The following is a 22346-nucleotide window of genomic DNA, read 5'->3' as shown; positions in this document are numbered from 1 at the left end:
CGTTACTTCTCCCTCGTTCTTCCACAGTCATGCGGTCAGCCGGAGCGCTTCCGACACCGCGATCAGCTGTCGTACGTCCGCGTCCCGGTCGTCCTCCTTCGGCACCGCGAGCGGCACTGCCTGTCCCGGGGCAGGAGAGCCCTGCCGGATCGTGACTGCGGCACGCCGCAGCCGGCTCGCCAGTTCCGCCGGCTCCAGGCGGAGCAGGTCGGCGTCATCGTCCTCGTCCACCAGATACGGGCTGATGTCGACCAGGCCGTCCCGGCATTCCACTATCCGCCGGTGGTAACGGCGGTGCACGCCATGCGCCCGCCACCGGTCCCACAGCCCGCTGGAGGCCGGACGCAGTTCGTTCCCCGGGTAGACCTCGATCAGCAGTTGCCACAGCGGCGTCAGCCGACGGTGATCCCGCCGTCGGCGCAACCACAGGCGCATCGCCGTGATCCTGGCACGGACCCCCGAATAGGTGACGCCTGTGACGAAGAGCAGACTCGACACCACCAGCCCGGCCGCAACACTGTTCATGAGCCGGTCCGGAACGGCGCCGCCGGTCCATCGCACGGCGACGAAGACCGCACGGACGGCGCAGGCCACCGCCATCGCGCCGAGGCCGATCGCGGTCATCCACAGCCCCGTCGCGTGGGGGCGACCTGACATGCGGGCATAGCGGGCGGACCACCGTCCGGCAGCACCGAGGGCGTACATCAGATACAGGCCGGCGCCGGCGTAGAAGAAGGCGACCTGCGGGATCGTCATGTCCGCCGTGCTGAACGAGCCAGCGAGGGCCTCGTGCGGCACGCTCACCGCCGCCAGCATGATCGCCGTCGCGACCACCGACACGACCAGGGCCTCCCACCGGGCGCGACGGCGTGCTGCCTGCCCGTCGGCCGAGTACAGGTAGAAGCACATCAGGAAGTAGACCGTCCCCAGCAGCAGGACGTTCTGCGCCAGCTTTGCCGCGCCGTGCCCGGCCACGGTGTCGATGCCGGTTGCTCCCCCGGGCATGGCCACGGGATAGGACAGACCCGCGCACAGCAGCGACAAGGCGACCGACCGGGTCGGAGCGTCGTGCGGGGCGCGCGACCACAGATAGAGCCGCCAGATGACCGCGGCCGCGATGATCAGCAGGAGGGTCTCGCTCACGGACTACAGCCACCCTCGCCGGTCGCCCAGAGCGGACTGGACCCGACGTACCGCCGGGTCTTCCGACAGCGGGGGAAGTTCATCGAGCACCGATGACCACTCCAGGATAATCGTGGCCGCGAGTTCGACCGAGCACTCCTCCCGGTCTTCGTACGAGCAGCGGCGGGCGACCCGTCGGATCAGCTTGGGGTCGAGCACTGGGATGAGGGACGCCCAGCCCTCAACGAAGTCGTCGGGTGACTCCTCCGGCGCCTTGGCCTGGTCCTCCTCCCACTCGGCGACAAGGATGTGGAGGATCTCGTGGAGGATGATCTGTCGCTGGTGGAGCCGGGTCGTCTCCTGCTGGTAGAGGATGACGTCCATCTGCGGCGTATCGATCCACAACCCGGAGGGCCCCGGCTTCCCCAGCGGGAAAGGTCGCAGGACGATCGGGCGCCCGCGCCTCTCGCTGAGCGCCTTGACCAGTTCCTCCACGTCCAGAGGTGGGTGGATGCCGAGCGTGCGCAGTTCCTGCCGCAGCCGACGGTGGAGGTCGCGCTCCACGGTCCGCCTCTCAGCCATCCGCCAGCGCCCGAGCCTCCGGCGTGCCACCCTCTCCCGGGCAGGCACCGTAGGTTGCGAAGAGCGACGACTCTCTTCCGCAGACATTTGAGCAATCCCTTCGTACCGGCCGATCGGGGCCCTTGCTCGGGGCCAGGCGCCAGCCACCACGGGTCAACGATGTTCTGGCCCTCGGACCGCATATGGGGGTGGCGTCGGCGCCGAGACCAGCGCCGAAGGACGCACGCCTGCCTCAGAGATCGAGCCGCGAGGAACACGCGAGGGCTTCTGCGGACTCACTGGATCGCTAACGCGAACAGCTAAGCCACCGATAGGAAGCCCTCGCAAGAACAATCTCGGACCCTACGTGAAGTTCAGATGAGATCAAGGCCGGATTGCTACATCCCAGATGGCCGACGACGGGAGGTGGCCACCCTCAACAAAACCCCACAAACCGACAATTTCATCTTTTGATCATGGCCGTGAGCTGCTGATTCACTTGCGTTCATATTGACCACCGCCGCGCCTCACGACGAGCACTTCCGTTATCTTTTTGAGATACCTAGAGGGATCTCAATCTGTATATTGAGCATCTATCGGTGCAATATGACGCCACCTCAGGCTCAGGTAGGTGTGTGTAAGGGGTCACTTCTGCGCGAATCTGTACATCACTCCGCGTTACGCTCCTGGGTATGCCTAGCGAGATATTCAGCCAGACCCCTGAACACTCAGCGTTCTGGAGCGAGTACCACTTGTGCACGCTGACCACGCTTCGCCCCGACGGAAGTCCACATGTAGTGCCCGTGGGCGTGACGCTCGACGCGAACAACGGAGTCGCCCGGGTTATCACACGCAAATCAAGTAAGAAGGTCGCCAACATCCAGGCGTCCCGCCCCGGCGAAGCCCGCGTGGCCGTCTGCCAGGTCGACGGTGGCCGCTGGGCCACCTTGGAAGGCACGGCCGAAGTGCTGACAGACGCGGAAGCGGTGGACGACGCCGTGACCCGCTACGCCGACCGTTACGGGCGGACTCCGGCTCCGGATCCGGAGCGCGTGGTCATCGAGATCACAATCGACCGGGCCATGGGCCTGGTGAACCTCACCCGGCCGAAGACTTCCTGAATGTCTACGAGCCGGGCGGCAACCGCATCGAGTTGTGCCTTCTCACCCGCCTCGTCCTCGCGCCCGACTGGCCGCTGATCACCTGGACCGAGGGCGAGCGCAAGAAGGGGCAGGCCTGGGGCCTGAAGACCATCGAGTCGTTCCACGTGCACGGGACGCCGTCCGTCGCCTAGCCGGCGGGCGGACGGGACATTGGGCTCATGCGGGAGCCTGTACGGGGGCGGCTCGTCCGTGGGTCGTGCTGAGCCTCGCGGTCTCGCCGGACGCGAACCGGCGGGTGCCGGCGGTGCTGCGCTACCTGGGCGGATGAGCCGACGACGCCTGAAGAGGACTGCTGACCAGCGAAAACACCGAACCGCTCCTAAACTTGCAGCGGAAGCGAGCCCTCCAGTGGTGCGTCCTGGCGCGTCCGGTGCTGGAAGGCGGCGGTGGCGCTCTATGTAGTACGTCGCGGTGAGGGCGGTGAGCCATCCTGGGCTGCTGCGCGAACGGAACGAGGACAGCCTCGTCGTCGGTGCCGGCGCTGCTGGTGGCGATTCCTGCCTCGCCCTGTGCGGTGCCCCCCGCGGTAGCGCTGCGTCCGGCCGGCAGGTTGCTGGACTGTTCGGGCTGATCAGCACGCACCGCGACGGCTGGCGCATCACCGTCGCCGACCTGGCACGCCACAGCCGCGACGGCGAGGGGGCGGTCAAGAGCGGCCTCAAAGAGCTTGAACACCACGGCTTTGTGGTGCGAGTACGCACCCGCCAAGACGACGGCACCCTCGGCGGGGTCGTGTACGTCATCACCAACCAGCCGGATGTGTAGTCGTGCAGGTCGCATCCGGAGCCGGGTTTTCCACCAGTAGATGAGCCGACGTCGGCTGACCCGCCGCTCGCACCGGCTGCCGACGAGCTGCATCCCGGGATCCGCCTGCTGCTCGACATCGCAAACAGCCGCCCCGAGTTCCTGCTGACGGCAAGGCGCTGACTGACCAGGGGCGGGTGGTGACCGTGATGCTGGAGAGCGGCTGGAGTCCCGAACTGCTGCGCCACGTCATCACCAGCAGGCCGCTCCCGCACCCGGTACGCGGTTGGCCCGTGCGCTGCGGCCGAGTGTGTCGGCTAACGGAGACCTTGCCCAGCGGAAATCGTCCTGTAATACCGACACCGTCTACTCGTATGCAACAGCGGTTCACTACAGGAAACATCTTCTACTGGGCAGGGAGGAACCCGTGCGGACCGATCCCGATCTCGCGGAGCTGGTTCATGCCGACAACACCGAGTTCGTTCTAGCGGTCTTCGTCGACCTGACCGGCAAGCCGTGCGCCAAGCTCGTCCCGGCCCAGGCCGTCGAGGAACTCCGCGACGAGGGCGTCGGGTTCGCCGGGTACGCGGCCGGCGCGCTCGGCCAGCAGCCCAGCGACCCCGACGTCATCGCTCGGCCCGACGCCCGCTCGTACACGCCCGTCCCCTTCGTCAAGCCCGGCCTCGCCCTCGTCCACTGCGACCCGTACGTGGAGGGCGAACCCTGGCCCTACGCCCCGCGCGTCATCCTGCGCAGGCTGCTGGAGCGGGCCGCGGAGCAGGGACTGTCGATGTCCGTCGGTGCCGAGGTCGAGTACTTCCTCGTCAACCGGGACGAGCACGGCGTACTCAGTGTCGCCGACGCCAAGGACACCGCCGCCCAACCCTGTTACGACGCCCGCGGGCTGACCCGTATGTACGACCACCTCACCTCCGTCTCCAGCGCCATGAACTCCCTCGGCTGGGGCAACTACGCCAATGACCACGAGGACGGCAACGGCCAGTTCGAGCAGAACTTCAAACACGCCGACGCCCTCACCACGGCCGATCGGGTCATCACCATGCGGTATCTGGTGTCGGTGCTGGCCGAACAGCGGGGCATGACCGCCACGTTCATGCCGAAGCCGTTCACCGACCGCACCGGCACGGGCATGCACCTGCACATGTCGCTGTGGCGGGGCGAGGAACCCACGTTCCCCGCCACCACCGACGAGCGCGGACTCGGCCTGTCCCCGCTCGCCTACTCCTTCGTCGCGGGCATCGTCGAGCACGCGCGGGCGCTGCAGGCCGTCATCGCACCGACGGTCAACTCCTACAAGCGCACCGGCGCGGTCTCCACCCGCTCTGGCGCCACCTGGTCGCCACGCGTTGCGAGTTACGGCGGCAACGACCGCACCCACTTCGTCCGCGTCCCCGACGGCAACCGCATCGAGCTGCGCGGCGGAGACGGCGCCGCCAACCCTTACCTCGCCGCTGCCGCCGCCCTCGCCGCCGGTCTCGACGGCATCGAGCGCGGCCTCGACCCGGGCGAACCGGGCGCGGCGGGCAAGGGCCCTGAACTCCCGCCCACCCTGCTGCACGCCGTCGAGGCTCTCCAGGCCGACGAGGTGATCAGCGGCGCCCTGGACGCGGCCGGGACCGGGGTGAGCCGGTACTTCGCCGACCTCAAGCGCGAGGAGTTCTTCGACTGGCACGCCACGGTCGGCCCCTGGGAGCTCGACCGTTATCTGACCGCCTTCTGACCGCCTCCGTCTTCCGGCCGCATTCCGAAGGGACTTGAGATGTGCGGAATCGTGGGGCTCCATCTTCGGGAGCCCTCACTCGAACCCCGGCTGGGCGAGCTGCTGGCCGCCATGCTGGGTCAGGTCGTCGAGCGTGGCCCCGACTCGGCGGGTGTCGCGGTCTACGGCGACCCGCGGTTGTCTCCGCCGGGACGCGAGGTCGTCTCCCTGCTCGGGGTCACCCCCGCCGAGGCGGAGGCCGCGCTGCCGGGTGCTGTCGCCGTCCAGGCCGACGCGACGACGGTCGTGCACGCGGACACGGACGTGCTCGCCACGGTGGCCGATGCGCTGCCGCACGCCACCCTCATCGGGTCCGGTATGGATATGGCTGTGCTCAAGGGCACTGGAAATCCGGTGGAGTTGGCGCAGTCCTTCGGGCTCGCGTCCGTCACCGGCTGGCAGGGGGTCGGGCACACGCGCATGGCCACCGAGTCGGCCGTGACGCCCGAAGGCGCCCACCCCTTCTCCGTCGGTCCCGGACAGTGCCTGGTGCACAACGGCTCCTTCGCCAACCACGCCACCATCCGCCGTGAACTGCGCGCCCAGGGCGTTGAGTTCGACAGCGAGAACGACTCCGAGGTCGGCGCCCGCTTCGTCGCCCATCAGTTGGCACAGGGCGCCGACCTGGAGAAGGCGCTGCGGCTGCTGTGCGAGCGGTTCGACGGTTTCTACACGCTGCTGGTGTCCACCGGCGACTCCTTCGCGGTCGTCCGCGACGCCATCGCCTGCAAGCCGGCCCTGATCGCCGAGACCGACGCGTGGGTGGCGATGGCCTCCGAGTACCGGGCGCTGGACGTCCTCCCCGGCATCGAGAACGCCCGCATCTTCGAACCCGAGCCGGAAGAGGTGTACGTATGGCGACGCTGATCGACCTGGCCGAGACCCCGGTACGGGAGCTCAACCAGGCCCTGCACGACCCCGAGGTCACGTCCTGGCGTGTCCTCAACCCGCGCGGCGCGCACGCTGTGGCCTGCGGCATCCGGGACGATCTCGCCGTCGACATCGAGGGGCACGTCGGCTACTACTGCGCCGGCATGAACCAGCGCGCCACGGTGACCGTCCACGGCAACGCGGGCACCGGAGTCGCCGAGAACATGATGTCCGGCACGGTGCGCGTGCGCGGCAACGCGTCCCAGTCGGCCGGGGCCACCGCCCACGGCGGCCTCCTGGTGATCGACGGAGACGCCTCCGCCCGCTGCGGCATCTCCATGAAGGGCGTGGACATCGTCGTCGGCGGCAACGTCGGCCACATGAGCGCCTTCATGGGGCAGGCCGGGCGGCTGGTGGTCTGTGGGGACGCGGGAGACGCGCTCGGGGACTCCCTGTACGAGGCACGCCTCTACGTCCGCGGCACGGTCAAGTCTCTCGGTGCCGACTGCGTGGAGAAGGAGATGCGTCCAGAACACCTAGCGGAACTCGCCGAACTGCTGAAAGCGGCTGAGCGGGACGAGGACCCGGCGGACTTCCGCCGTTACGGTTCGGCCCGCGAGCTGTACCACTTCAAGGTCGACAACACGGCGTCGTACTAGTCGTTCTGAGGGAGTTCGAACAACCATGGACACCGCATCCCACGGTCTGCGTGAGTCGGCGACCTTCGACCGCGCCACCATTCATGCCATCCAGCGCGCCGCCGAGACCGGCATCTACGACATCCGTGGCTGGGGCGCGAAGCGGAGGCTTCCGCACTTCGATGATCTGTTGCTGCTCGGCGCCTCCATGTCCCGGTATCCGCTGGAGGGTTACCGCGAGCGCTGTGACACAGACGTCGTGCTCGGTACCCGGCACGCCAAGAACCCTCTGCGGCTCGCGACCCCCGTCACCATCGCCGGCATGAGCTTCGGTGCCCTGTCCGCCCAGGCGAAGGAGGCCCTCGGGCGCGGGGCCAGCGAGGTGGGCACGTCCACGACCACCGGTGACGGCGGTATGACGCCTGAGGAACGCGGCCACTCCAAGCACCTCGTCTATCAGTATCTGCCGTCGCGCTACGGCATGAACCCCGACGACCTGCGGGCGGCCGACGCCATCGAGGTCGTCCTCGGCCAGGGCGCCAAGCCCGGCGGCGGGGGCATGCTGCTTGGCCAGAAGATCACCGAACGGGTCGCGGGGATGCGGACATTGCCTGTCGGTGTCGACCAGCGCAGCGCCTGCCGCCACCCCGACTGGACGGGCCCCGACGACCTCGCCATCAAGATCCTGGAGCTGCGCGAGATCACCGACTGGGAGAAGCCGATCTATGTGAAGGTCGGCGCGACCCGGACGTACTACGACGTGAAGCTCGCCGTGCACGCGGGCGCGGACGTCGTGGTCGTCGACGGTATGCAGGGCGGCACGGCCGCCACCCAGGACGTCTTCATCGAGCACGTCGGCATCCCCACCCTCGCCGCGCTGCCCCAAGCCGTGCGCGCCTTGCAGGAGTTGGGCGTGCACCGCGAGGTCCAGCTGATCGTTTCCGGCGGCATCCGGGGCGGCGCCGACATGGCCAAGGCCCTCGCGCTCGGCGCGGACGCGGTCGCCATTGGCACGGCGGCACTGATCGCGCTCGGGGACAACCACCCGAAGTACGACGCCGAGTACCGCGAACTCGGCTCCGCCGCAGGTTACTTCGACGACTACCAGGATGGCCGCGACCCGGCCGGCATCTCCACCCAGGACGAGGAACTCGCCGCCCGCCTCGACCCCGTCGACGCCGGTCGCCGGCTCGCCAACTTCCTGCGGGTGATGACCATGGAGGCGCAGACCCTCGCCCGCGCCTGCGGCAAGGGGCACCTGCTGAATCTTGAGCCCGAGGACCTGGTGGCGCTGACGATCGAGTCCGCCGCCATGGCCCGTGTCCCGCTCGCGGGCACGAACTGGATCCCCGGGGAGGGCCTGTGATCGCAGTCGTGGGTGCCGGTCTGATGGGTGCGGCCACCGCCTGGCAACTGGCCCGCCGCGGCCACGAGGTCACGCTGATCGAGGCGTACGACATCGGCCACAAGCGGGGGAGTTCGCACGGCAGCTCGCGGATCTTCCGACGGGCCTACGGCGAGAAGCTCTACGTGGACCTGACCGGGCAGGCATACGAGGAGTGGCGCGAGCTGGAGCGCGACAGCTCGACTCCCTTGCTGCGCCTGACCGGTGGGCTCGACTTCGGGGCGGGACGTGACCCGAAGGGCCTGGGCCAGGTGTTGGGGAAGGCCGGTGTGCCGCACGAAGTCCTTTCCGCCGAGGAGGCGTCGGAGCGCTGGCCGTACGTGCGCTTCGACGGACCGGTCCTCCACCACCCGGGCGCCGGGGTGATCGACGCCGACGAGACGGTCGCGGCGTGTCTGCGCAGGGCCATCGAGCACGGGGCGGACGCGTGGATCGGGGTGCGGGTGACCGGCTTCGAGGTGGGGGAGAAGGTGCTCCTGCGCACGGACGACGGCCGTGAACTGACCGCCGACACCGTGGTGATCACCGCCGGAGCCTGGCTGCCCGAACTCGGACTGCCGGTCCCGCTGCCGCTGTTGAAGGTGACCCAGCAGCAGGTCTTCCACTTCCGTCAGCGCGACCCCTCGGTCGTGTGGCCGACGCTGGTCTTCAAGGACGACACCCTGCAGACGTACGGTCTGCCGTCGGGCGGCGACGGCGGCCCGCTGCCCGCGGTGAAGGTCGCCGAGCACGACCGGGGCACCCCCACCACCGCCAGTACCCGCAACGGTGTCGTCGACCCGTCGTCGCGCACCCGCGTGAGCGACTTCGTCCGCGACCGGCTGCCCGGCCTCGACCCCGACCCGGTCGCGGAGGCGACCTGTCTGTACACCACCGCCCCGAACGACGACTTCGTCCTCGACCGGCACGGTCCGCTGGTCATCGTCTCCCCGTGCTCCGGCCAGGGCGCCAAGTTCACCCCGCTCATCGGCGCGATGGCCGCCGATCTCGCCACCGGCCGGGCCGAGCCCCACGACCGCTTCCGCCTGAAGCCCACCGCGTAGGATGCGGCGGTGACCGATCAACCGGAACCCGCGGCGGACCTCGACGACAAGGCCCTGGAGCGCATCATCGCGGTCCGGGCCCGCGAGTACCGGCAGGCGGCCGGGCTGTCGGTCGGCGAGATGGCACAGCGGGTCGGCATCTCCAAGGCCATGCTGTCGAAGATCGAGAACGCCCAGACCGCGTGCAGCCTCACCACCCTCTCCCGGCTCGCGCGCGGTCTCGACGTCCCGGTCACCGCCCTGTTTCGCGGCATGGACGACGAACGCGAGGCCGTCTTCGTCCCCGCCGGGCACGGCGCCCGGATCGTCCGGCGCGGCACCAAGGTCGGCCACGAGTACGCCCAGCTCGGCTCGCTGCGCGGCGCGCACAAGCGGATGGACGCCCTGCTGGTCACGCTCACCGAACAGAGCGAGGTCTTCCCGCTCTTCCAGCACGCCGGCACCGAGCTCCTCTACATGCTGGAGGGCGAGATGGTCTACGGGCACGGCAAGTCCCGCTACACCCTGCGCCCCGGTGACGCCCTCCAGTTCGACGGCGAGGCCCCGCACGGCCCGGAGCGGCTGGTGGAGTTGCCGATCCGCTTCCTGACGGTGACGGCCTTCGGGGACAGCCCGCAGCACTGAAACCCGGCTTTAATCGGCCAAGAGCGTGTCCTGTAACGCACCTTGTGTCTACTGCGGTGAAACGAAGTCTCCTGCAGCTGGACCTCTCCGTGGAGTGTGCGCATGGACACCGGAAGTACCGCTTGGATGCTCGCCAGCACGGCACTGGTCTGTCTGATGGTGCCCGGACTCGCGCTCTTCTACGGCGGCATGGTCGCCGCCAAGAGCGTCCTCAACATGATCATGATGACCTTCGGGGCCGTCGCCCTCGTCGGCTGCATCTGGGTCGTCTACGGCTACTCGGCCTCCTTCGGCGACTCGATCGGCGGCGCTGGCATCCTCGGGGACGTCACCGAGTACTTCGGCCTCGGCGGCGTCATGAAGGACGACCCGAAGGCCGTCATCCCGCTCTCCGTCTTCGTCGCCTTCCAGGCCCTGTTCGCGGCTCTCACCGCCGCCCTGATCTGCGGCGCCATCTCGGACCGCATCAAGTTCGGCGCCTGGATGGCCTTCACCGGCATCTGGGTCACCCTCGTCTATCTGCCGGTCGCGCACTGGGTGTTCGCCTTCGACGGCAAGAACGTCACCGGCGGCTGGATAGTCAACAAGCTCGGCGCCATCGACTTCGCCGGCGGCACGGCCGTCCACATCAACTCCGGCGCCGCCGCCCTCGCCGTGATCCTCGTCCTCGGCAAGCGCATCGGCTGGGGCAAGGAGGGCGCCCAGGAACGGCCCCACAACCTCCCCCTGGTGATGCTCGGCGCGGGCCTGCTCTGGTTCGGCTGGTTCGGCTTCAACGGCGGCTCCGCCCTGACGTCCTCGAACGCCGCCTCGGTCGTCGTGCTGAACACCTTCACCGCCACCTGCTCCGCGATGCTCGGCTGGCTCCTCGTCGAGAAACTCCGCGACGGCCACCCCACCAGCCTCGGCGCCGCGTCCGGCGCGATCGCCGGACTCGTCGCGATCACCCCGTCCTGCGGCGCAGTCTCCCCGGTCGGCGCGCTCGTCCTCGGCGCCATCGGCGGCGGAGTGTGCGCCCTCGCCGTCGGCCTCAAGTACAAGTTCGGCTACGACGACTCCCTCGACGTCGTCGGCATCCACCTCGTCGGAGGCGTCACCGGCACCCTCCTGGTCGGCGTCCTCGCCACGTCGGACGCCCCCAACGGCGTCGACGGCCTCCTGTACGGTGGCGGTCTCTCCCTCCTCGGCAAGCAGGCCGTCGGCGCCTTCGCCGTACTCGCCTACTCCTTCGCCATCACCTGGCTCATCGCCAAGGCGCTCGACAAGACGATGGGCCTGCGGGTCCGCCCCGAGGCGGAGCGGGAGGGCGTCGACGTCCACCTGCACGCGGAGAGCGCCTACGACCTCACGCACACGCCGGCCACCGCCCCCGCCCCGGAGCCTGCCGCTGCCGGGTGAGCCAGGCGCGGCCTCCGTCGTAGGACTGGCACCAGGCGACCGGATGGACCGACCCGTGCCCGGGGTGGTGGTAGTTGCCTGCCACACCCTGGGCACGGGTGCTCCCGTCGAACTCGGCCAGGACACGCACCTTCGACGGGGCGGGGACGAAGGTTGCACCACTCGTCGCTGAAGGCCCAAGCCGACAGCAGCCCGCCGCCCGTACGGCCCCGCCATGCGTACGATCCCCGGCCGCTCGGGCCCGTGGTCGTAGAAGTTCGCCCCGCCCAACAGGCCATCATGGCAAGGCCAGTTGGTACTTCCCAAAAGCGCTGCGGATGCCGACGAAGCCGGCGCCGTGCGTGGTCGCGTTGCCCGCGGGGTTGGCGAAGGCGACCGTCGTGCCGCGCTGGATGCTCCAGTACTGCGGTGCCACGGCATGTTGTGCCACCAGGTTCTCGGTGGCTCCGGGGCTCTGCGTCGTGCTGTCCCAGAGGTGGGTGGACCGGCGCCGGTCTTGGCCTCGCCGGGATAGAGGTCGGCGATCCGCCGTATCGTCAGGCACTGCAGATAGGCGACCTGGCACGTTGCCGTGCTTGGCCTGCAGTTTCGTGCCGCAAGTGTCAGGTGCTCTCACATGCTCAGTGGTCGTTGATCGAGACGATCGTGGAGCGGCCAACGGGTTGGCCGCAGTGGGAGACCCGGCCCCGTGCCCGCCGTCGAAGGCCCTGGAAAACGGCACCAAGAGCCGCTCACCAGGCTTGTCCTCACCCACGACGCCAAGTTCGACGTCCCGCTGCTGGTGTGGGCCCTGCGTCTGCCCCTCGCGTACGTCGGGGCCATGGCGTCCCGCCGGACTCATGCGCATGAAAGCCGACCGCGGGGTCGATCGCGGCCGACCTCGTTGCAGCCAGCCGACGCCCCGGGACATCCGCTCAAGGCCACCCAGGGTCCGATCCACCGCCGCTCGCGTACGAGGCGCAGCGGCCAGGAGGGGGCGGGGCTCGGCCCGGCTGAGGGCGCTGAACGGCGCCGGGATGGGGTTCGCATGCGTGGGATCTTGTTCGGACGGCACGCCTCAGAACCGCGTTTCCGCAGGTAGGAGTGGTGTGCCGAGAGCTTCGCGGCGGACGTCTGCGCCGTCCACGCTTCACGAGGGCCCGCATCGATGACCGGACCGCCGTAGTCCTGTGCGTCGGCGCCATCGATGAGGCAGACGCACGGGAGCTGGGTATGCCGCTGCCGGGCCGCGGAGCTGCTCGCCGACCTCGCTGTGCAGCCGCCGAGCCTCCCACCCTGACGGCATCACATGCCATATGTCACTCCGAATTAACTTGGCACTCGAATGCCACATGGCACTTAGTGCCATAAGCTGAGCTCATCCGATCGAACCGTGAGTTCAGGAGACCCCTCACCGTGAGCAAGCCCACCCTTGCCGAGGCTTCCGTCCAGAAGCCGGCCCCAGCCGCCCCGGGCATTCGCCGACTGCGCGGCCATCCGTGGCTGTCGCTGCTGGCCGTCGCGCTCGGCGTGATGCTCGTCGCGCTGGACGGGACGATCGTCGCCATCGCCAGCCCGGCCATCCAGAAGGACCTGGACGCCTCACTGTCCGACATCCAGTGGGTGACCAACGCCTACCTGCTGGCCCTCGCGGTCAGCCTGATCACCGTCGGCAAGCTCGGCGACCGCTTCGGCCACACGAGGATCTTCCTGATGGGCGCGGTCGGCTTTGTCGCCTCCTCCGTCGGCATCGGCCTGACCACTGACATCAAGGTCATGATCGGCCTGCGCGTGGTGCAGGGTTTGTTCGGCGCGATGCTCCAGCCGACCGCGCTCGGCATCGTCCGCGCCACGTTCCCGCCCGAGAAGCTGAACTCCGCGATCGGCATCTGGGGCGCGGTGGTCGCCGCGTCCACCGCGGCCGGCCCGATCGTCGGCGGTCTGCTGGTCGAGCACGTCAACTGGGAGTCCTGCTTCTACATCAACGTGCCTGTCGGCATCGTCGCCGTCGCTATGGGTCTGCTGTTCCTGAAGGACACCGAGCGAGACCAGGACTCCAAGTCCTTCGACGTCCCTGGGATCGTGCTGCTGTCCGGTGCCCTGTTCCTGCTGGTGTGGGCCCTGATCAAGGCCCCCGACTACGGGTGGGGCGACGCGAAGACCCTTGGCTTCTTTGGCGCCACCCTGGTCGTGGGCCTGCTGTTCGTGCTGCGTGAGAGCCGCACGAAGGAGCCGCTTCTGCCGCTGCGCCTGTTCCGCTCCCTGCCCTTGTCGGCGGGCACCGTACTGATAGTCATGCTGGCGTTCTGCCTGTTCGGCGCCATGTTCTACATGACCTTCTACCTGCAGAACGTGCACGGCATGAGCGCCGTCGACGCCGGCGTGCGGATGCTCCCCCTGACGGGCCTGATGGTTGTCGGCTCACCGCTGGCCGGTGTGCTCATCAACCGGTTCGGTCCACGGCCGCCGATCGTCGTCGGCATGCTCGTGACGGCCGGAGCCCTGTTCGGTCTCGGCGGCCTCGACACCGGTTCGGGCGCCAACGACACCCTGGTGTGGTTCGGCATGCTGGGCCTCGGCCTGGCCCCGATCATGGTCGGCGCCACCGAGGTCATCGTCGGCCACGCCGAGGTCGAGCTGGCCGGTGTGGCCGGCGGTCTGCAGTCCACCGCCATGCAGGTCGGCGGAACCCTCGGCACCGCGGTCCTGGGCGCGGTGATGACCGCCAAGGTCAACGACGTCTTCACCGAACGCTGGTCGGACGCCCACCTGCCCCCGCTCCGCGGCGAGCAGCTCGCCCAGGCCAAGGAGGCGGTCTCCGTCGGCGTCGCCCCGGTCGCCCCCAAGACCCCGGCGCCCGTCGCCGAGGTCATCACGGACATCACGCACCACGCCTTCATGGACGGCATGAGTCTCGCGTTCGTCGTCGCCGGCGTCGTCGCCCTCGTGGGCGCTGCGATCGGTCTGCTGACCAAGCAGGGCCGCAAGGTCGAAGGCACGGCAGTGCACATCTGACGTCCTGCCAGGCGGGTTTAGCGGCCCGCCCCTAGACGCGGGGAGCGCACCGCCCGGTCTGAGCGGCGCCGGGCGGGTCTTCTTCTGGCGCTCCCCGTCCGGCCGGGGCCCTCGTGGGGACGGCGGGCCCCGGCCTCTCCTTGTGACCTGTGGCAGACTTCCCGCGGAAAGAGCGGAGGCAGGACGATATGACGACTGCGGCGAAGCCCGGTCTGCGGGAGCGCAAGAAGATGCGCACCCGGTATGCGATCATCTCGACCGCCGTGACCCTGTTCGTGGAACGCGGTTACGACGAGACCACCGTCGCCGAGATCGCCGAAGCCGCCGAGGTCGCTCCCCGCACCTTCTTCCGCTACTTCGCCACCAAGGACGAGGTCGCCCTGGCCCTGATCACCGAGGTGGACGAGGCTATCTTTCCCGCCCTGGAGGCACGCCCGGCCGAGGAGCCGCCGGTCACCGCGTTGGCCAATGCGGCCCGTACCGTCGTAGAGCAGCTGATGCAGGCGGACGACAGCACTGGGGAGCTGTGGACGCGCATCGTGTGGCTGCTGGAGTATTCCCCGCCGCTGCTGGCCGCCCACTACCAGCGTGCCCTTTCGATCGAGGACCGTCTCGCGCGCAAGCTCGCCGAGCGCGAGGGTGTCGACCCGGACATCGACCTGCGCCCCTTCCTCGCCGTCGGCGCCGTCGGCACGGCCCTGCGCGCGGCCCATCACCACTGGGCGGCTCTTCCTCAGGGCACGGCGGAGGATCTGGCTCGGCTGCGCGAGCACGCCCTGCAGATTTTGAACGAGCCCCTCGACCGCCACTGGGCAGAGGGCTGAGCCCGGAGCCGAGGCGCCAGGCGATGCCGCCGGGGTGACGGGAGCCTGCTGTGGTGCGATGCGACGAGCTCCTTGACGTCAGTGCGGAAAGCCGGTCGAAGACGTCCTGGGCGGCTTCCGTGTAACGGAGGCCGTAAGGGGGCGGAACTCCACACCTTGGCGTCCATCTCATCGAGTTCCGGGTACCGCACACGCAGTGTGTCCGCGAGATGGTCCTCCCGGACGACCGTGTGGAGGTTGACGGTCGCCATGAGGGTCTCGGGCTGCTCGATCACCGGAGCCGGGGCGGGGAAGAGGCCCCCCGTATACGCGACACCGGGTCACGACGGCCTCGGCATCGGCGGCACCTCGGCCTCAGGTTGCCCACGGTCTCGATCAGCTCCATGAGACGGGCGTTCGTCTGCTCCCAGATGTCGAGGATCACGGTTTCCTTCGACGGGAAGCCGCGCCCAAAGAACCGCTGAAGGCGCAGGGGGCAACAACACACCTGCCATGAGGGGCGCGGCCCGCGTGCAGTACTCCGCGCCCTCGATCGGTGATCGCCCCACAGGCCGGCACATCCTCCGCGAAGGGCAGAGCGTGGCTCCAGAGCCCAGTGGAGACGTGACGGGTTCGTTGCCGTCGATTTGCTTTACAGCCCCGAAATGTTGGATTAACTTCTAATGTTGGAAGTGGTTCCAACTTTTCGCGATCCCAACAAGGTGAGCGGTTGTTACGGAGGTCCGATGACCGACCGATTGAATGTGACGTTTCCTTCGGGGCCGGACGAGTGTCACGCCTGGCTGTACCTGCCCGAGGGCGGGGGTCGGCGTCCCGTGGTGGTCATGGCACACGGTCTCGGTGGGGTCCGCGAGATGCGGCTGGACGCCTACGCCGAGCGTTTCGCCGCTGCCGGCTACGCGTGCCTGGTGTTCGACTACCGGCACTTCGGGGCCAGCGGCGGTCAGCCGCGACAGCTCCTGAGCATCAGACGACAGCTCCAGGACTGGCGGGCCGCCGTGGCGTACGCGCGCTCCCGGCCGGAGACCGATCCCCGGCGCGTGGTGCTGTGGGGCACCTCTTTCGGCGGCGGCCATGTCCTGGCGACAGCCGCCCAGGACCCGGCCGTCGCCGCCGTCATCGCCCAGGGCCTGTTCACCGACGGTGTCGCCTCTGCCCTGGCGATGCGCCCGGACACCTCGGTGAAGGTGATGGCCCGCGCGGTCCGTGACGTGGTCGGCGCCCGCCTTGGGCGCCCTCCCGTCATGGTCGCGACGGCGGGGCCGCCCGGATCCGCCGCGTTGATGACCGCTGCGGACGCCGAGCCCGGCTACCTGGCCCTCGTGCCCGACGACGCGCTCTTCTCCAACCAGGTTGCGGCGCGGTTCGCCCTGGACATCCTTCGCTACCGGCCGGGCCGCCGGACCGCGAAGATCGCATGCCCGGTGCTGTTCTGCGTATGCGAGCACGACAGCGTGGCCCCCGCGCGGCCGACCCTGCGCCATGCCCGCAGGGCGCCGCGCGGCGAGATCCGCCTCTACCCCGACGGCCACTTCGACATCTACCTCGGCGAGCCCTTCGAACGCGTTGTCACGGACCAGCTCGCCTTCCTGGCGCGGCACGTCCCCATCGGCTCCGCACCTGGTGAAGCCCCGGGACCCACGACACTCTGAAAGAGGTACGAGATGCCCACCTACCCGATTGCGGGGAAGACCGTCTTCATCACCGGCGCCGCCGGAGGCATCGGTACGGCCACCGCCCGCACGCTGCACTCGCGCGGAGCCAACGTGGTCCTCGCCGACCGGGGCATCGACGCCACATCGGCCCTCGCCCGCGAGCTCGGCGGCGACCGGACACTGGCGCTGTCGGTGGATGTCACCGATCGCGCCGCACTGGCCGACGCGGTGGGCCGTACGGTCGACCGGTTCGGCGGCCTGGATGTCGTCTTCGCCAACGCGGGGATCGCGGCCGATCCGCCGGCGACGATCGCCACCATCGACCCGGCCATGTTCGAGCGCGTCGTCGAAGTGGACCTGCTGGGCGTCTGGCGCACCGTTCGCGCCGCACTGCCGCACGTTATCGCGGCGCGCGGGCACGTCCTGGTCACCGCTTCGGTGTACGCCTACTTCAACGGCATGACCAACGCCCCCTACGCCATGTCGAAGGCCGGCGTCGAGCAGTTCGGCCGCGCCCTGCGCGCCGAACTCGGCATCCACGGCGCCAGCGCCGGGGTGCTCTACCCCGGCTGGGTCCACACGCCCATCGCTGGAGCAGCATTCGGAAGCCACGACATCACCACCCGCATGCGTGAGATCGCCTTCCCGTCCCTGCTCGGCAAGGCCATCGCCCCCACGCGCGTCGCGGACGCCGTCGTCCGCGGCATCGAGAACCGGTCGGCCCGTGTCATGGTCCCCCGCAGATGGGTACCGTTTTCGGCCCTGCGCGGCGTCCTCAACCCCGTCACCGATCTCATCGCCGAACGTCACCCCGAACTGCGCCGACTCCTGCGCCGACTCGAGGAATCCGCCGACCCCGCAGGCAAGTCCCCGCAGACCAACTCACCGAGGTAGGCCGTCATGACCCGTTACGACCTGGCGGGGCGCACCGTAGCCCTCACCGGTTCCACCGGCGGCCTCGGCATCGCCCTGGCCAACGCCCTGCGCGAACGGGGTGCCAACCTCGCACTGCTCGACCTCGACGCCGAGGCGGCCCAGGCCCAGGCGGAGAAACTGGGGGGCGACACAGTCGCCCGGGGCTGGGCCGTGGACGTCCGTGATCTCGCCGGACTGCAGGCGGCCATGGACGAGGCCGCCGCGCACTTCGGGCGCCTTGATGTCGCCGTCGCCGGCGCGGGCATCGACACCATAGCCCCCCTGGCGACGATTGACCCTGCCGCCTACGAGCGGGTGATCGACATCAACCTCAACGGCGTCTGGCGCACCTTCCGGGCGGCTCTGCCCCACGTCGAGGCCGAACGCGGCTATCTCCTCGCGATCTCCTCCATGGCCGCCTTCGTGCACTCGCCGCTCCAGGTCTCCTACACCGCGAGCAAGGCCGGCGTGTGGGCGATGTGCGACAGCCTTCGCCTGGAGGTTCGCCACCTGGGGGTCGGTGTCGGCAGCGCCCACCCCACGTTCTTCCGCACTCCGATGATGGACGACGTGACCGCGGACCCGGCCGGGCACGCCCTCTGGAGCGGCAACTCCAAGGGGATTTGGAAGATGGTGCTGCTGGAGAAGGTCATCGCCGGCATCGTCCGCGGCATCGAGCGCCGCGCTGACCGCGTCGTCGTCCCCCGGTCCCTCACCCTGACCGCGAACGCTCCCGGTCTGTTCCGGCCGGTACTCGAACGTGTCGGCTTCCGCCCTCAGACGGTCCAACGCGCCCTCGGCCTCGCCTCGGCGTCAGGCTGGCACGACCCGGCGGCGCATGAGCGCCACCAGGCCGGTTCCCGCTGAATTCCAGGCTGAAGGAAGCGGCCCAGGGGTCGGCCGTTCGGGCACCTCGTAAAGTAGCGAAGACCATGACAACCAAGGTCACACGCACGACACGTCGGGCCGCCGCAACCCGTGCGGCCATCGTCGACGCCGCCGAGGAACTGCTGGCCTCCGGAGGCCCCGAGGCGGTCACCTTGGAAGGCATCGCCGAACGCGCGGATGTCGCCGTGCAGACGGTGTACAACCGGGTAGGCGGCCGCGCGGCCGTTCTCATCGCGGTTGCCGAGCGGGCACTCGAGGACAACCGGACCTACATGGACGACGCCTACGCTGCCCCGGGCACCCCCGTGGAACGCATCAGGGCCGCCTCGGCCGCGTACGTCCGCTTCGCCGCCGAGCGCCCGCACCAGTTCCGCCTGCTGGCCGAGCCGCCGGACGAACCCGCGGCCCTGGAACGGGTCGCCGCGCTCGTCGACGAGCAGAACGCCAAACTCGCCGCCGCCCTGGCCGACGGGGTGGCCGACGGCTCGCTCGCCGCCGACCTCGACCCCGTCACCACCGCCACCGCTCTGTGGGCTGCCATGAACGGCGTTCTCGGCCTCTCCTGGCGCGCGGACCGACTCCGCGCTGACGCCTCCCATGTGACGGAACTCGTCGCAGCTGTGGAAAGGGTGGTTCTCCGCGGGCTGCTCGCCCGCTGAAGTGCGTGCGGGGCCGCGTCACCGTACGGCGGCCGGCCTGGCTTCCGCCACGCTCGGATACCGCCGCCTGCGGATCGGTCCCCCTCCGGGTGGCGGTGTCACCCAGGCCGGAGCACGTCTGTGCACGCCGTACGGCACCGCCGAGGTGTCCTGGGCGCTATCCGGGCGTGAACCCACCGTGGAGGCCGTCGTCCCTCCGAACACCACGGCCGACGCCGTACTGCCGGACGGCAGGGCGTCATCGAGGTGGGCTCCGGAGCCGCGGCGAGACCACCGTACGGGTGCTCGCCGGAGTGATGCGCGACGGCGAGAAGTTCCTGACCGACCTGGAAGGGCGGGCTTTGAGTCGCTTCCTGCGGCGGCCTTCTCCGCGATCTCGGCGAGGACCTCGGAGGTGCTTGCATCGAGTCCGTCGGTGGACGGAGCAGGGCTCCTCACGGAACACCTCCCCAGCTCGACCTGATGGAGGAGTGGCGTGACACGTCCGGCGCGTGGCTGTCGGGGTGGGGGGTCAAGTTCGGCCTCCGCGGTGGTCCGGAAGCTCATTCGCGGGGGTCGTGGGCGCACAGCCCGTGCAGGAACATGTCGAGGAACTGCTCGCGGACACCGTACGCACTGACCCCGCGGAGCCGGGCAATGTGCGAGCTGTACCCCGCGATGGAACCGGTGAAGGTCTCGGCGGCCACGGAACGGTCGATGCCGGCGCGCAGTTCACCGCGGAGTTGCGCGTCCCGGAGGACGTCCTCGACGACGGCGAGGGGCTTGTCGATGCAGTCGCGCTGGAATCTCGCGTACAGCTCGGGATGGTCGGGCAGCTCGAAGGAGCAGCGGGCGGCGATGAGCCAGCGTGGGCTGTCGAGGGCGTCGGCGATGTCGTCGTAGAGGGCGTTGAGGTCACCGACGAGACTGCCGGTGCGGGGCGGGACGAGGTCGAGGGCGAGGGTGTTGAGCCCCGCGATGATGAGCTCGTCCCGCTCGGTCCAACGGCTGTAGAGGGTGCGCTTGGCGACCTTGGCGCGGGCGGCGACGTTGTTGATCCGGAAGCCAGCGACACCATGGTCGGAGAGTTCGTCGACGACGGCGCGGAGGATGCGGTCGTCGGCGGTGGTGTCGCGGGGGCGGCCCGGTTTGGCGGGGCCGGGTTCGGCCGGGACCGGCGACGCGATGGCTGCCATGACTGGCTCTCCCCTCATCCCGAGACGACCCACGGCTCAGGACCCGTGCCCCTATTATGCGACCGAAACGGTTTCGTATTCACCGCAGCCTAGGTTACCGTGAACACGTGCGAAACCGTTTCGCTCGAAGCTCGAACGAGGTGCCTCGGATGACAGCGACGGACCAGGCCACCACGCCACGCACGCGCCGCAGCCGCATCGCCCCGGAACGCGAGGAGGAGCTCTTCGCCGCCGTCCTCGACCTCCTCCGCGAGGTCGGTTACGAGGCCCTGACCATGGACGCGGTGGCGATCCGCACCCATTGCAGCAAGGCCACGCTCTACCGCCAGTGGTCGGGCAAGCCGGAACTGGTCGCCGAGGCACTGCGCCGGACCAAGGGCAAGGTCGTCGGCGACATCGACACAGGTTCCCTCGAAGGCGACCTGCGCGCGGTGATCGAACAGCTGGACGACGAGCAGCTCCGCAGAGAAGCCGCCCTGGTCCGCGGCCTGATGCACGCCGTCCACACCCACCCCGACCTCATGCGGGCCCTGCAGAACCTGATCGTCGACCCCGACCCCGCCGGCCTCGCGGCGATCCTCCGGCGAGCGGTGGCTCGGGGTGAGGTACGAGCGGACTGCCCGGCACTGCAGTACGTGCCGTACGTATTGATCGGTGCCTTGGTGGCCCGGCCACTGGTGGCCAACCGGCCACCGGACCGGGCGTTCCTGCTCCACTATCTGGACTCGGTGGTCATGCCGTCCCTGACTACCTGACCCTGAGAGGTAAACAGCAACCTGATACAGCACATCCGCGATCAAGCAGCATGATGCAGCAGTTGGGGATAGCTGCGCATCCAACGGAGGTGTGAGCGACCGCCTGGCCGTTCTCCGGGCGTTGGTTCACGGCAACGTGCGCCAGCTCGTCGCGGTGCATCGCCGGGTGCTGGCCGAGCTGGCGGAGCGGCGCCCCTGCTGCCCGGCGCGGCCGCGCCGGGCGTATATCGATGTCGACTCGTTGCAACGGCGGGTGTTGGGCGGCACGAAGCAGCGCGCGGCGTTCGGGCACGGCAAGATCGCGTCGAAGCCGCTGCTGCGCAGGCTGAACGTGTGCTGGCCGCCACTGTGTCCACGCCGCTGGCCGCGTGCCGCCGCAACGGGGAGTACTTCTCGGTCACCGTGCGGATGGGTCCCAAGGCCGAACAGGCGATCACCGGCATCGCTGACGACGCATGGACCGCGATCAACTACGCCAACGCCACCTACGACGATCCCACCGACACCTGGATTTCCGACCCGAGATCGCCGAAGTGCCCTACACCGCGTTCGACTCCAAGGCCGCACACCGCACCGAAGGCAGCATGAGCGTGCGGCGGGCGAAGCGGCTCAAACGCAAGGCCGCCGCGCAGGGCCAGGGCGAGCTGTTCGCCACCTACCGGTATCACGCGCTGTTCATCGACAGCCCGTTCCCACTCCTCCGCGCCGAGTCCGACCACCGCGGCCACGCCGTCGTTGAGCAGGTCTTGCTCGCGGTCACCGCCCACACGCTCACCCGAGCACTGGGTGCACTGGCCTCGGCTCGCCACGCGAAGGCCCGCGGCGCCACCATCCGCACCGAACTGATCGCCGTCGCCGCCAATCCCGCCCGCAGCGGACGCGACCAGATCACCCCGTCACGGGCGCCCGTGGTCACGCCCATGGCGGTTACCGCGATGCTGGGGGCTCTTGCTGCCAGCTTGTTCACAGCGATGGGGCGGACAGTGGGAACCGCGCTCCGGCTCGAGAGAGGTCTCTCACCGGTAGCGCGCCGCTCGTCCTCACCTACGCCGTGGTCCACTGCGAAGGGATCACGGCCGGTGCCGGCAGGAGCACATGGCGATGCCGGGACGGGTCGTGGGGCATTGTCGTAG

General features: G+C 69.3%; 23 protein-coding genes and 1 pseudogene. 20 read left to right on the top strand and 4 right to left on the bottom strand.

Annotated features, from left to right (window positions below; genetic code table 11):
- Positions 1-27: 27 nt before the first annotated feature.
- Both ACFY1U_RS35015 and ACFY1U_RS35010 read right to left on the bottom strand, forming a co-directional pair.
- On the bottom strand, positions 28-1143 hold the full coding sequence (locus ACFY1U_RS35015) for an MAB_1171c family putative transporter (RefSeq protein WP_389085406.1): 1116 nt from the start codon (positions 1141-1143) through the stop codon (positions 28-30).
- Between the two features lie 3 nt (positions 1144-1146).
- The gene (locus ACFY1U_RS35010) at positions 1147-1704 is read right to left on the bottom strand and encodes a hypothetical protein (RefSeq protein ID WP_390698105.1); all 558 of its coding nucleotides are present in this window, start codon (positions 1702-1704) and stop codon (positions 1147-1149) included.
- Positions 1705-2375: 671 nt separating this feature from the next.
- Here ACFY1U_RS35010 and ACFY1U_RS35005 point away from each other — a divergent pair.
- From ACFY1U_RS35005 to ACFY1U_RS34960, 10 genes and pseudogenes are all read left to right on the top strand, one after another.
- The gene (locus ACFY1U_RS35005) at positions 2376-2804 is read left to right on the top strand and encodes a pyridoxamine 5'-phosphate oxidase family protein (protein WP_389085401.1); all 429 of its coding nucleotides are present in this window, start codon (positions 2376-2378) and stop codon (positions 2802-2804) included.
- Positions 2798-2977 (top strand): annotated as a pseudogene (locus ACFY1U_RS35000) (catechol 2,3-dioxygenase); the annotation flags it as partial. The gene ACFY1U_RS35005 and the pseudogene ACFY1U_RS35000, both read left to right, overlap by 7 nt.
- Before the next feature lie 289 nt (positions 2978-3266).
- Positions 3267-3611, top strand: a complete 345-nt coding sequence (locus ACFY1U_RS34995) for a hypothetical protein (protein ID WP_390698104.1) — start codon at positions 3267-3269, stop codon at positions 3609-3611.
- 406 nt (positions 3612-4017) lie between these two features.
- Positions 4018-5331 carry a type III glutamate--ammonia ligase gene (gene glnT, locus ACFY1U_RS34990; protein ID WP_390698103.1) on the top strand — a complete coding sequence of 438 codons (1314 nt, stop codon included), beginning with the start codon at positions 4018-4020 and terminating at the stop codon, positions 5329-5331.
- Positions 5332-5382: 51 nt separating this feature from the next.
- On the top strand, positions 5383-6237 hold the full coding sequence (locus ACFY1U_RS34985; protein WP_390698102.1) for a glutamine amidotransferase: 855 nt from the start codon (positions 5383-5385) through the stop codon (positions 6235-6237).
- Positions 6225-6899 carry a glutamate synthase gene (locus tag ACFY1U_RS34980; protein WP_389085392.1) on the top strand — a complete coding sequence of 225 codons (675 nt, stop codon included), beginning with the start codon at positions 6225-6227 and terminating at the stop codon, positions 6897-6899. The genes ACFY1U_RS34985 and ACFY1U_RS34980 overlap by 13 nt, the downstream gene beginning before the upstream one ends.
- Positions 6900-6924: 25 nt before the next feature.
- Complete coding sequence (locus ACFY1U_RS34975; RefSeq protein ID WP_389085390.1) at positions 6925-8244, top strand: FMN-binding glutamate synthase family protein; 1320 nt, start codon at positions 6925-6927, stop codon at positions 8242-8244.
- Positions 8241-9326: an FAD-dependent oxidoreductase gene (locus tag ACFY1U_RS34970; protein ID WP_390698101.1), complete on the top strand. Its 1086-nt coding sequence runs from the start codon at positions 8241-8243 to the stop codon at positions 9324-9326. The genes ACFY1U_RS34975 and ACFY1U_RS34970 overlap by 4 nt, the downstream gene beginning before the upstream one ends.
- Positions 9327-9335: 9 nt before the next feature.
- Entirely contained in the window at positions 9336-9950 is a 615-nt protein-coding gene (locus ACFY1U_RS34965; RefSeq protein WP_059190389.1) for an XRE family transcriptional regulator, read from the top strand.
- A gap of 102 nt (positions 9951-10052) precedes the next feature.
- The gene (locus ACFY1U_RS34960; RefSeq protein ID WP_390698100.1) at positions 10053-11348 is read left to right on the top strand and encodes an ammonium transporter; all 1296 of its coding nucleotides are present in this window, start codon (positions 10053-10055) and stop codon (positions 11346-11348) included.
- A gap of 277 nt (positions 11349-11625) precedes the next feature.
- Here ACFY1U_RS34960 and ACFY1U_RS34955 read toward each other — a convergent pair whose 3' ends face one another.
- The gene (locus ACFY1U_RS34955; protein ID WP_390698099.1) at positions 11626-11778 is read right to left on the bottom strand and encodes a hypothetical protein; all 153 of its coding nucleotides are present in this window, start codon (positions 11776-11778) and stop codon (positions 11626-11628) included.
- A 965-nt stretch (positions 11779-12743) separates the two neighbouring features.
- Between ACFY1U_RS34955 and ACFY1U_RS34950 the strand changes: the two genes are divergently transcribed.
- The 7 genes from ACFY1U_RS34950 (at position 12744) to ACFY1U_RS34920 (ending at position 19746) form a co-directional block, all read left to right on the top strand.
- Positions 12744-14342, top strand: coding sequence for an MFS transporter (locus ACFY1U_RS34950; protein WP_389085383.1), 1599 nt, complete (start codon positions 12744-12746; stop codon positions 14340-14342).
- Between the two features lie 188 nt (positions 14343-14530).
- Positions 14531-15166, top strand: a complete 636-nt coding sequence (locus tag ACFY1U_RS34945; protein WP_389085381.1) for a TetR/AcrR family transcriptional regulator — start codon at positions 14531-14533, stop codon at positions 15164-15166.
- Between the two features lie 725 nt (positions 15167-15891).
- Positions 15892-16818: an alpha/beta hydrolase gene (locus ACFY1U_RS34940; RefSeq protein WP_389085378.1), complete on the top strand. Its 927-nt coding sequence runs from the start codon at positions 15892-15894 to the stop codon at positions 16816-16818.
- A gap of 12 nt (positions 16819-16830) precedes the next feature.
- Complete coding sequence (locus ACFY1U_RS34935; RefSeq protein ID WP_389085376.1) at positions 16831-17715, top strand: short-chain dehydrogenase/reductase; 885 nt, start codon at positions 16831-16833, stop codon at positions 17713-17715.
- A 6-nt stretch (positions 17716-17721) separates the two neighbouring features.
- On the top strand, positions 17722-18603 hold the full coding sequence (locus tag ACFY1U_RS34930) for an SDR family NAD(P)-dependent oxidoreductase (RefSeq protein ID WP_389085374.1): 882 nt from the start codon (positions 17722-17724) through the stop codon (positions 18601-18603).
- Positions 18604-18668: 65 nt separating this feature from the next.
- Positions 18669-19283, top strand: a complete 615-nt coding sequence (locus ACFY1U_RS34925; RefSeq protein ID WP_389085372.1) for a TetR/AcrR family transcriptional regulator — start codon at positions 18669-18671, stop codon at positions 19281-19283.
- A gap of 1 nt (position 19284) precedes the next feature.
- The gene (locus tag ACFY1U_RS34920) at positions 19285-19746 is read left to right on the top strand and encodes an alpha-L-rhamnosidase C-terminal domain-containing protein (protein WP_389085369.1); all 462 of its coding nucleotides are present in this window, start codon (positions 19285-19287) and stop codon (positions 19744-19746) included.
- 79 nt (positions 19747-19825) lie between these two features.
- Here ACFY1U_RS34920 and ACFY1U_RS34915 read toward each other — a convergent pair whose 3' ends face one another.
- A complete protein-coding gene (locus tag ACFY1U_RS34915; protein WP_389085367.1) occupies positions 19826-20458 on the bottom strand; it encodes a TetR-like C-terminal domain-containing protein in 633 nt (210 codons plus the stop codon).
- A 149-nt stretch (positions 20459-20607) separates the two neighbouring features.
- Between ACFY1U_RS34915 and ACFY1U_RS34910 the strand changes: the two genes are divergently transcribed.
- The 3 genes from ACFY1U_RS34910 (at position 20608) to ACFY1U_RS34900 (ending at position 22346) form a co-directional block, all read left to right on the top strand.
- A complete protein-coding gene (locus ACFY1U_RS34910) occupies positions 20608-21213 on the top strand; it encodes a TetR/AcrR family transcriptional regulator (protein WP_389085364.1) in 606 nt (201 codons plus the stop codon).
- A gap of 333 nt (positions 21214-21546) precedes the next feature.
- On the top strand, positions 21547-21801 hold the full coding sequence (locus ACFY1U_RS34905; RefSeq protein ID WP_389085362.1) for a hypothetical protein: 255 nt from the start codon (positions 21547-21549) through the stop codon (positions 21799-21801).
- Complete coding sequence (locus ACFY1U_RS34900; protein WP_389085360.1) at positions 21747-22346, top strand: hypothetical protein; 600 nt, start codon at positions 21747-21749, stop codon at positions 22344-22346. Before ACFY1U_RS34905 ends, ACFY1U_RS34900 begins: the two co-directional genes overlap by 55 nt.

The sequence above is a fragment of the Streptomyces sp. NPDC001351 genome (genome assembly GCF_042896045.1).
Classification (GTDB): domain Bacteria; phylum Actinomycetota; class Actinomycetes; order Streptomycetales; family Streptomycetaceae; genus Streptomyces.
This window is presented reverse-complemented; position numbering and strand designations above follow the sequence as displayed.

Coding starts and splice junctions, on each gene's coding strand:
- ACFY1U_RS34975 (WP_389085390.1), top strand. CDS start 6,925: ATGGACACCGCATCCCACGGTCTGCGTGAGTCGGCGACCTTCGACCGC.
- ACFY1U_RS34935 (WP_389085376.1), top strand. CDS start 16,831: ATGCCCACCTACCCGATTGCGGGGAAGACCGTCTTCATCACCGGCGCC.
- ACFY1U_RS34930 (WP_389085374.1), top strand. CDS start 17,722: ATGACCCGTTACGACCTGGCGGGGCGCACCGTAGCCCTCACCGGTTCC.
- ACFY1U_RS34945 (WP_389085381.1), top strand. CDS start 14,531: ATGACGACTGCGGCGAAGCCCGGTCTGCGGGAGCGCAAGAAGATGCGC.
- ACFY1U_RS34915 (WP_389085367.1), bottom strand. CDS start 20,458: ATGGCAGCCATCGCGTCGCCGGTCCCGGCCGAACCCGGCCCCGCCAAA.
- ACFY1U_RS35005 (WP_389085401.1), top strand. CDS start 2,376: ATGCCTAGCGAGATATTCAGCCAGACCCCTGAACACTCAGCGTTCTGG.
- ACFY1U_RS34980 (WP_389085392.1), top strand. CDS start 6,225: ATGGCGACGCTGATCGACCTGGCCGAGACCCCGGTACGGGAGCTCAAC.
- ACFY1U_RS34940 (WP_389085378.1), top strand. CDS start 15,892: ATGACCGACCGATTGAATGTGACGTTTCCTTCGGGGCCGGACGAGTGT.
- ACFY1U_RS34925 (WP_389085372.1), top strand. CDS start 18,669: ATGACAACCAAGGTCACACGCACGACACGTCGGGCCGCCGCAACCCGT.
- ACFY1U_RS34910 (WP_389085364.1), top strand. CDS start 20,608: ATGACAGCGACGGACCAGGCCACCACGCCACGCACGCGCCGCAGCCGC.
- ACFY1U_RS35010 (WP_390698105.1), bottom strand. CDS start 1,704: ATGGCTGAGAGGCGGACCGTGGAGCGCGACCTCCACCGTCGGCTGCGG.
- ACFY1U_RS34960 (WP_390698100.1), top strand. CDS start 10,053: ATGGACACCGGAAGTACCGCTTGGATGCTCGCCAGCACGGCACTGGTC.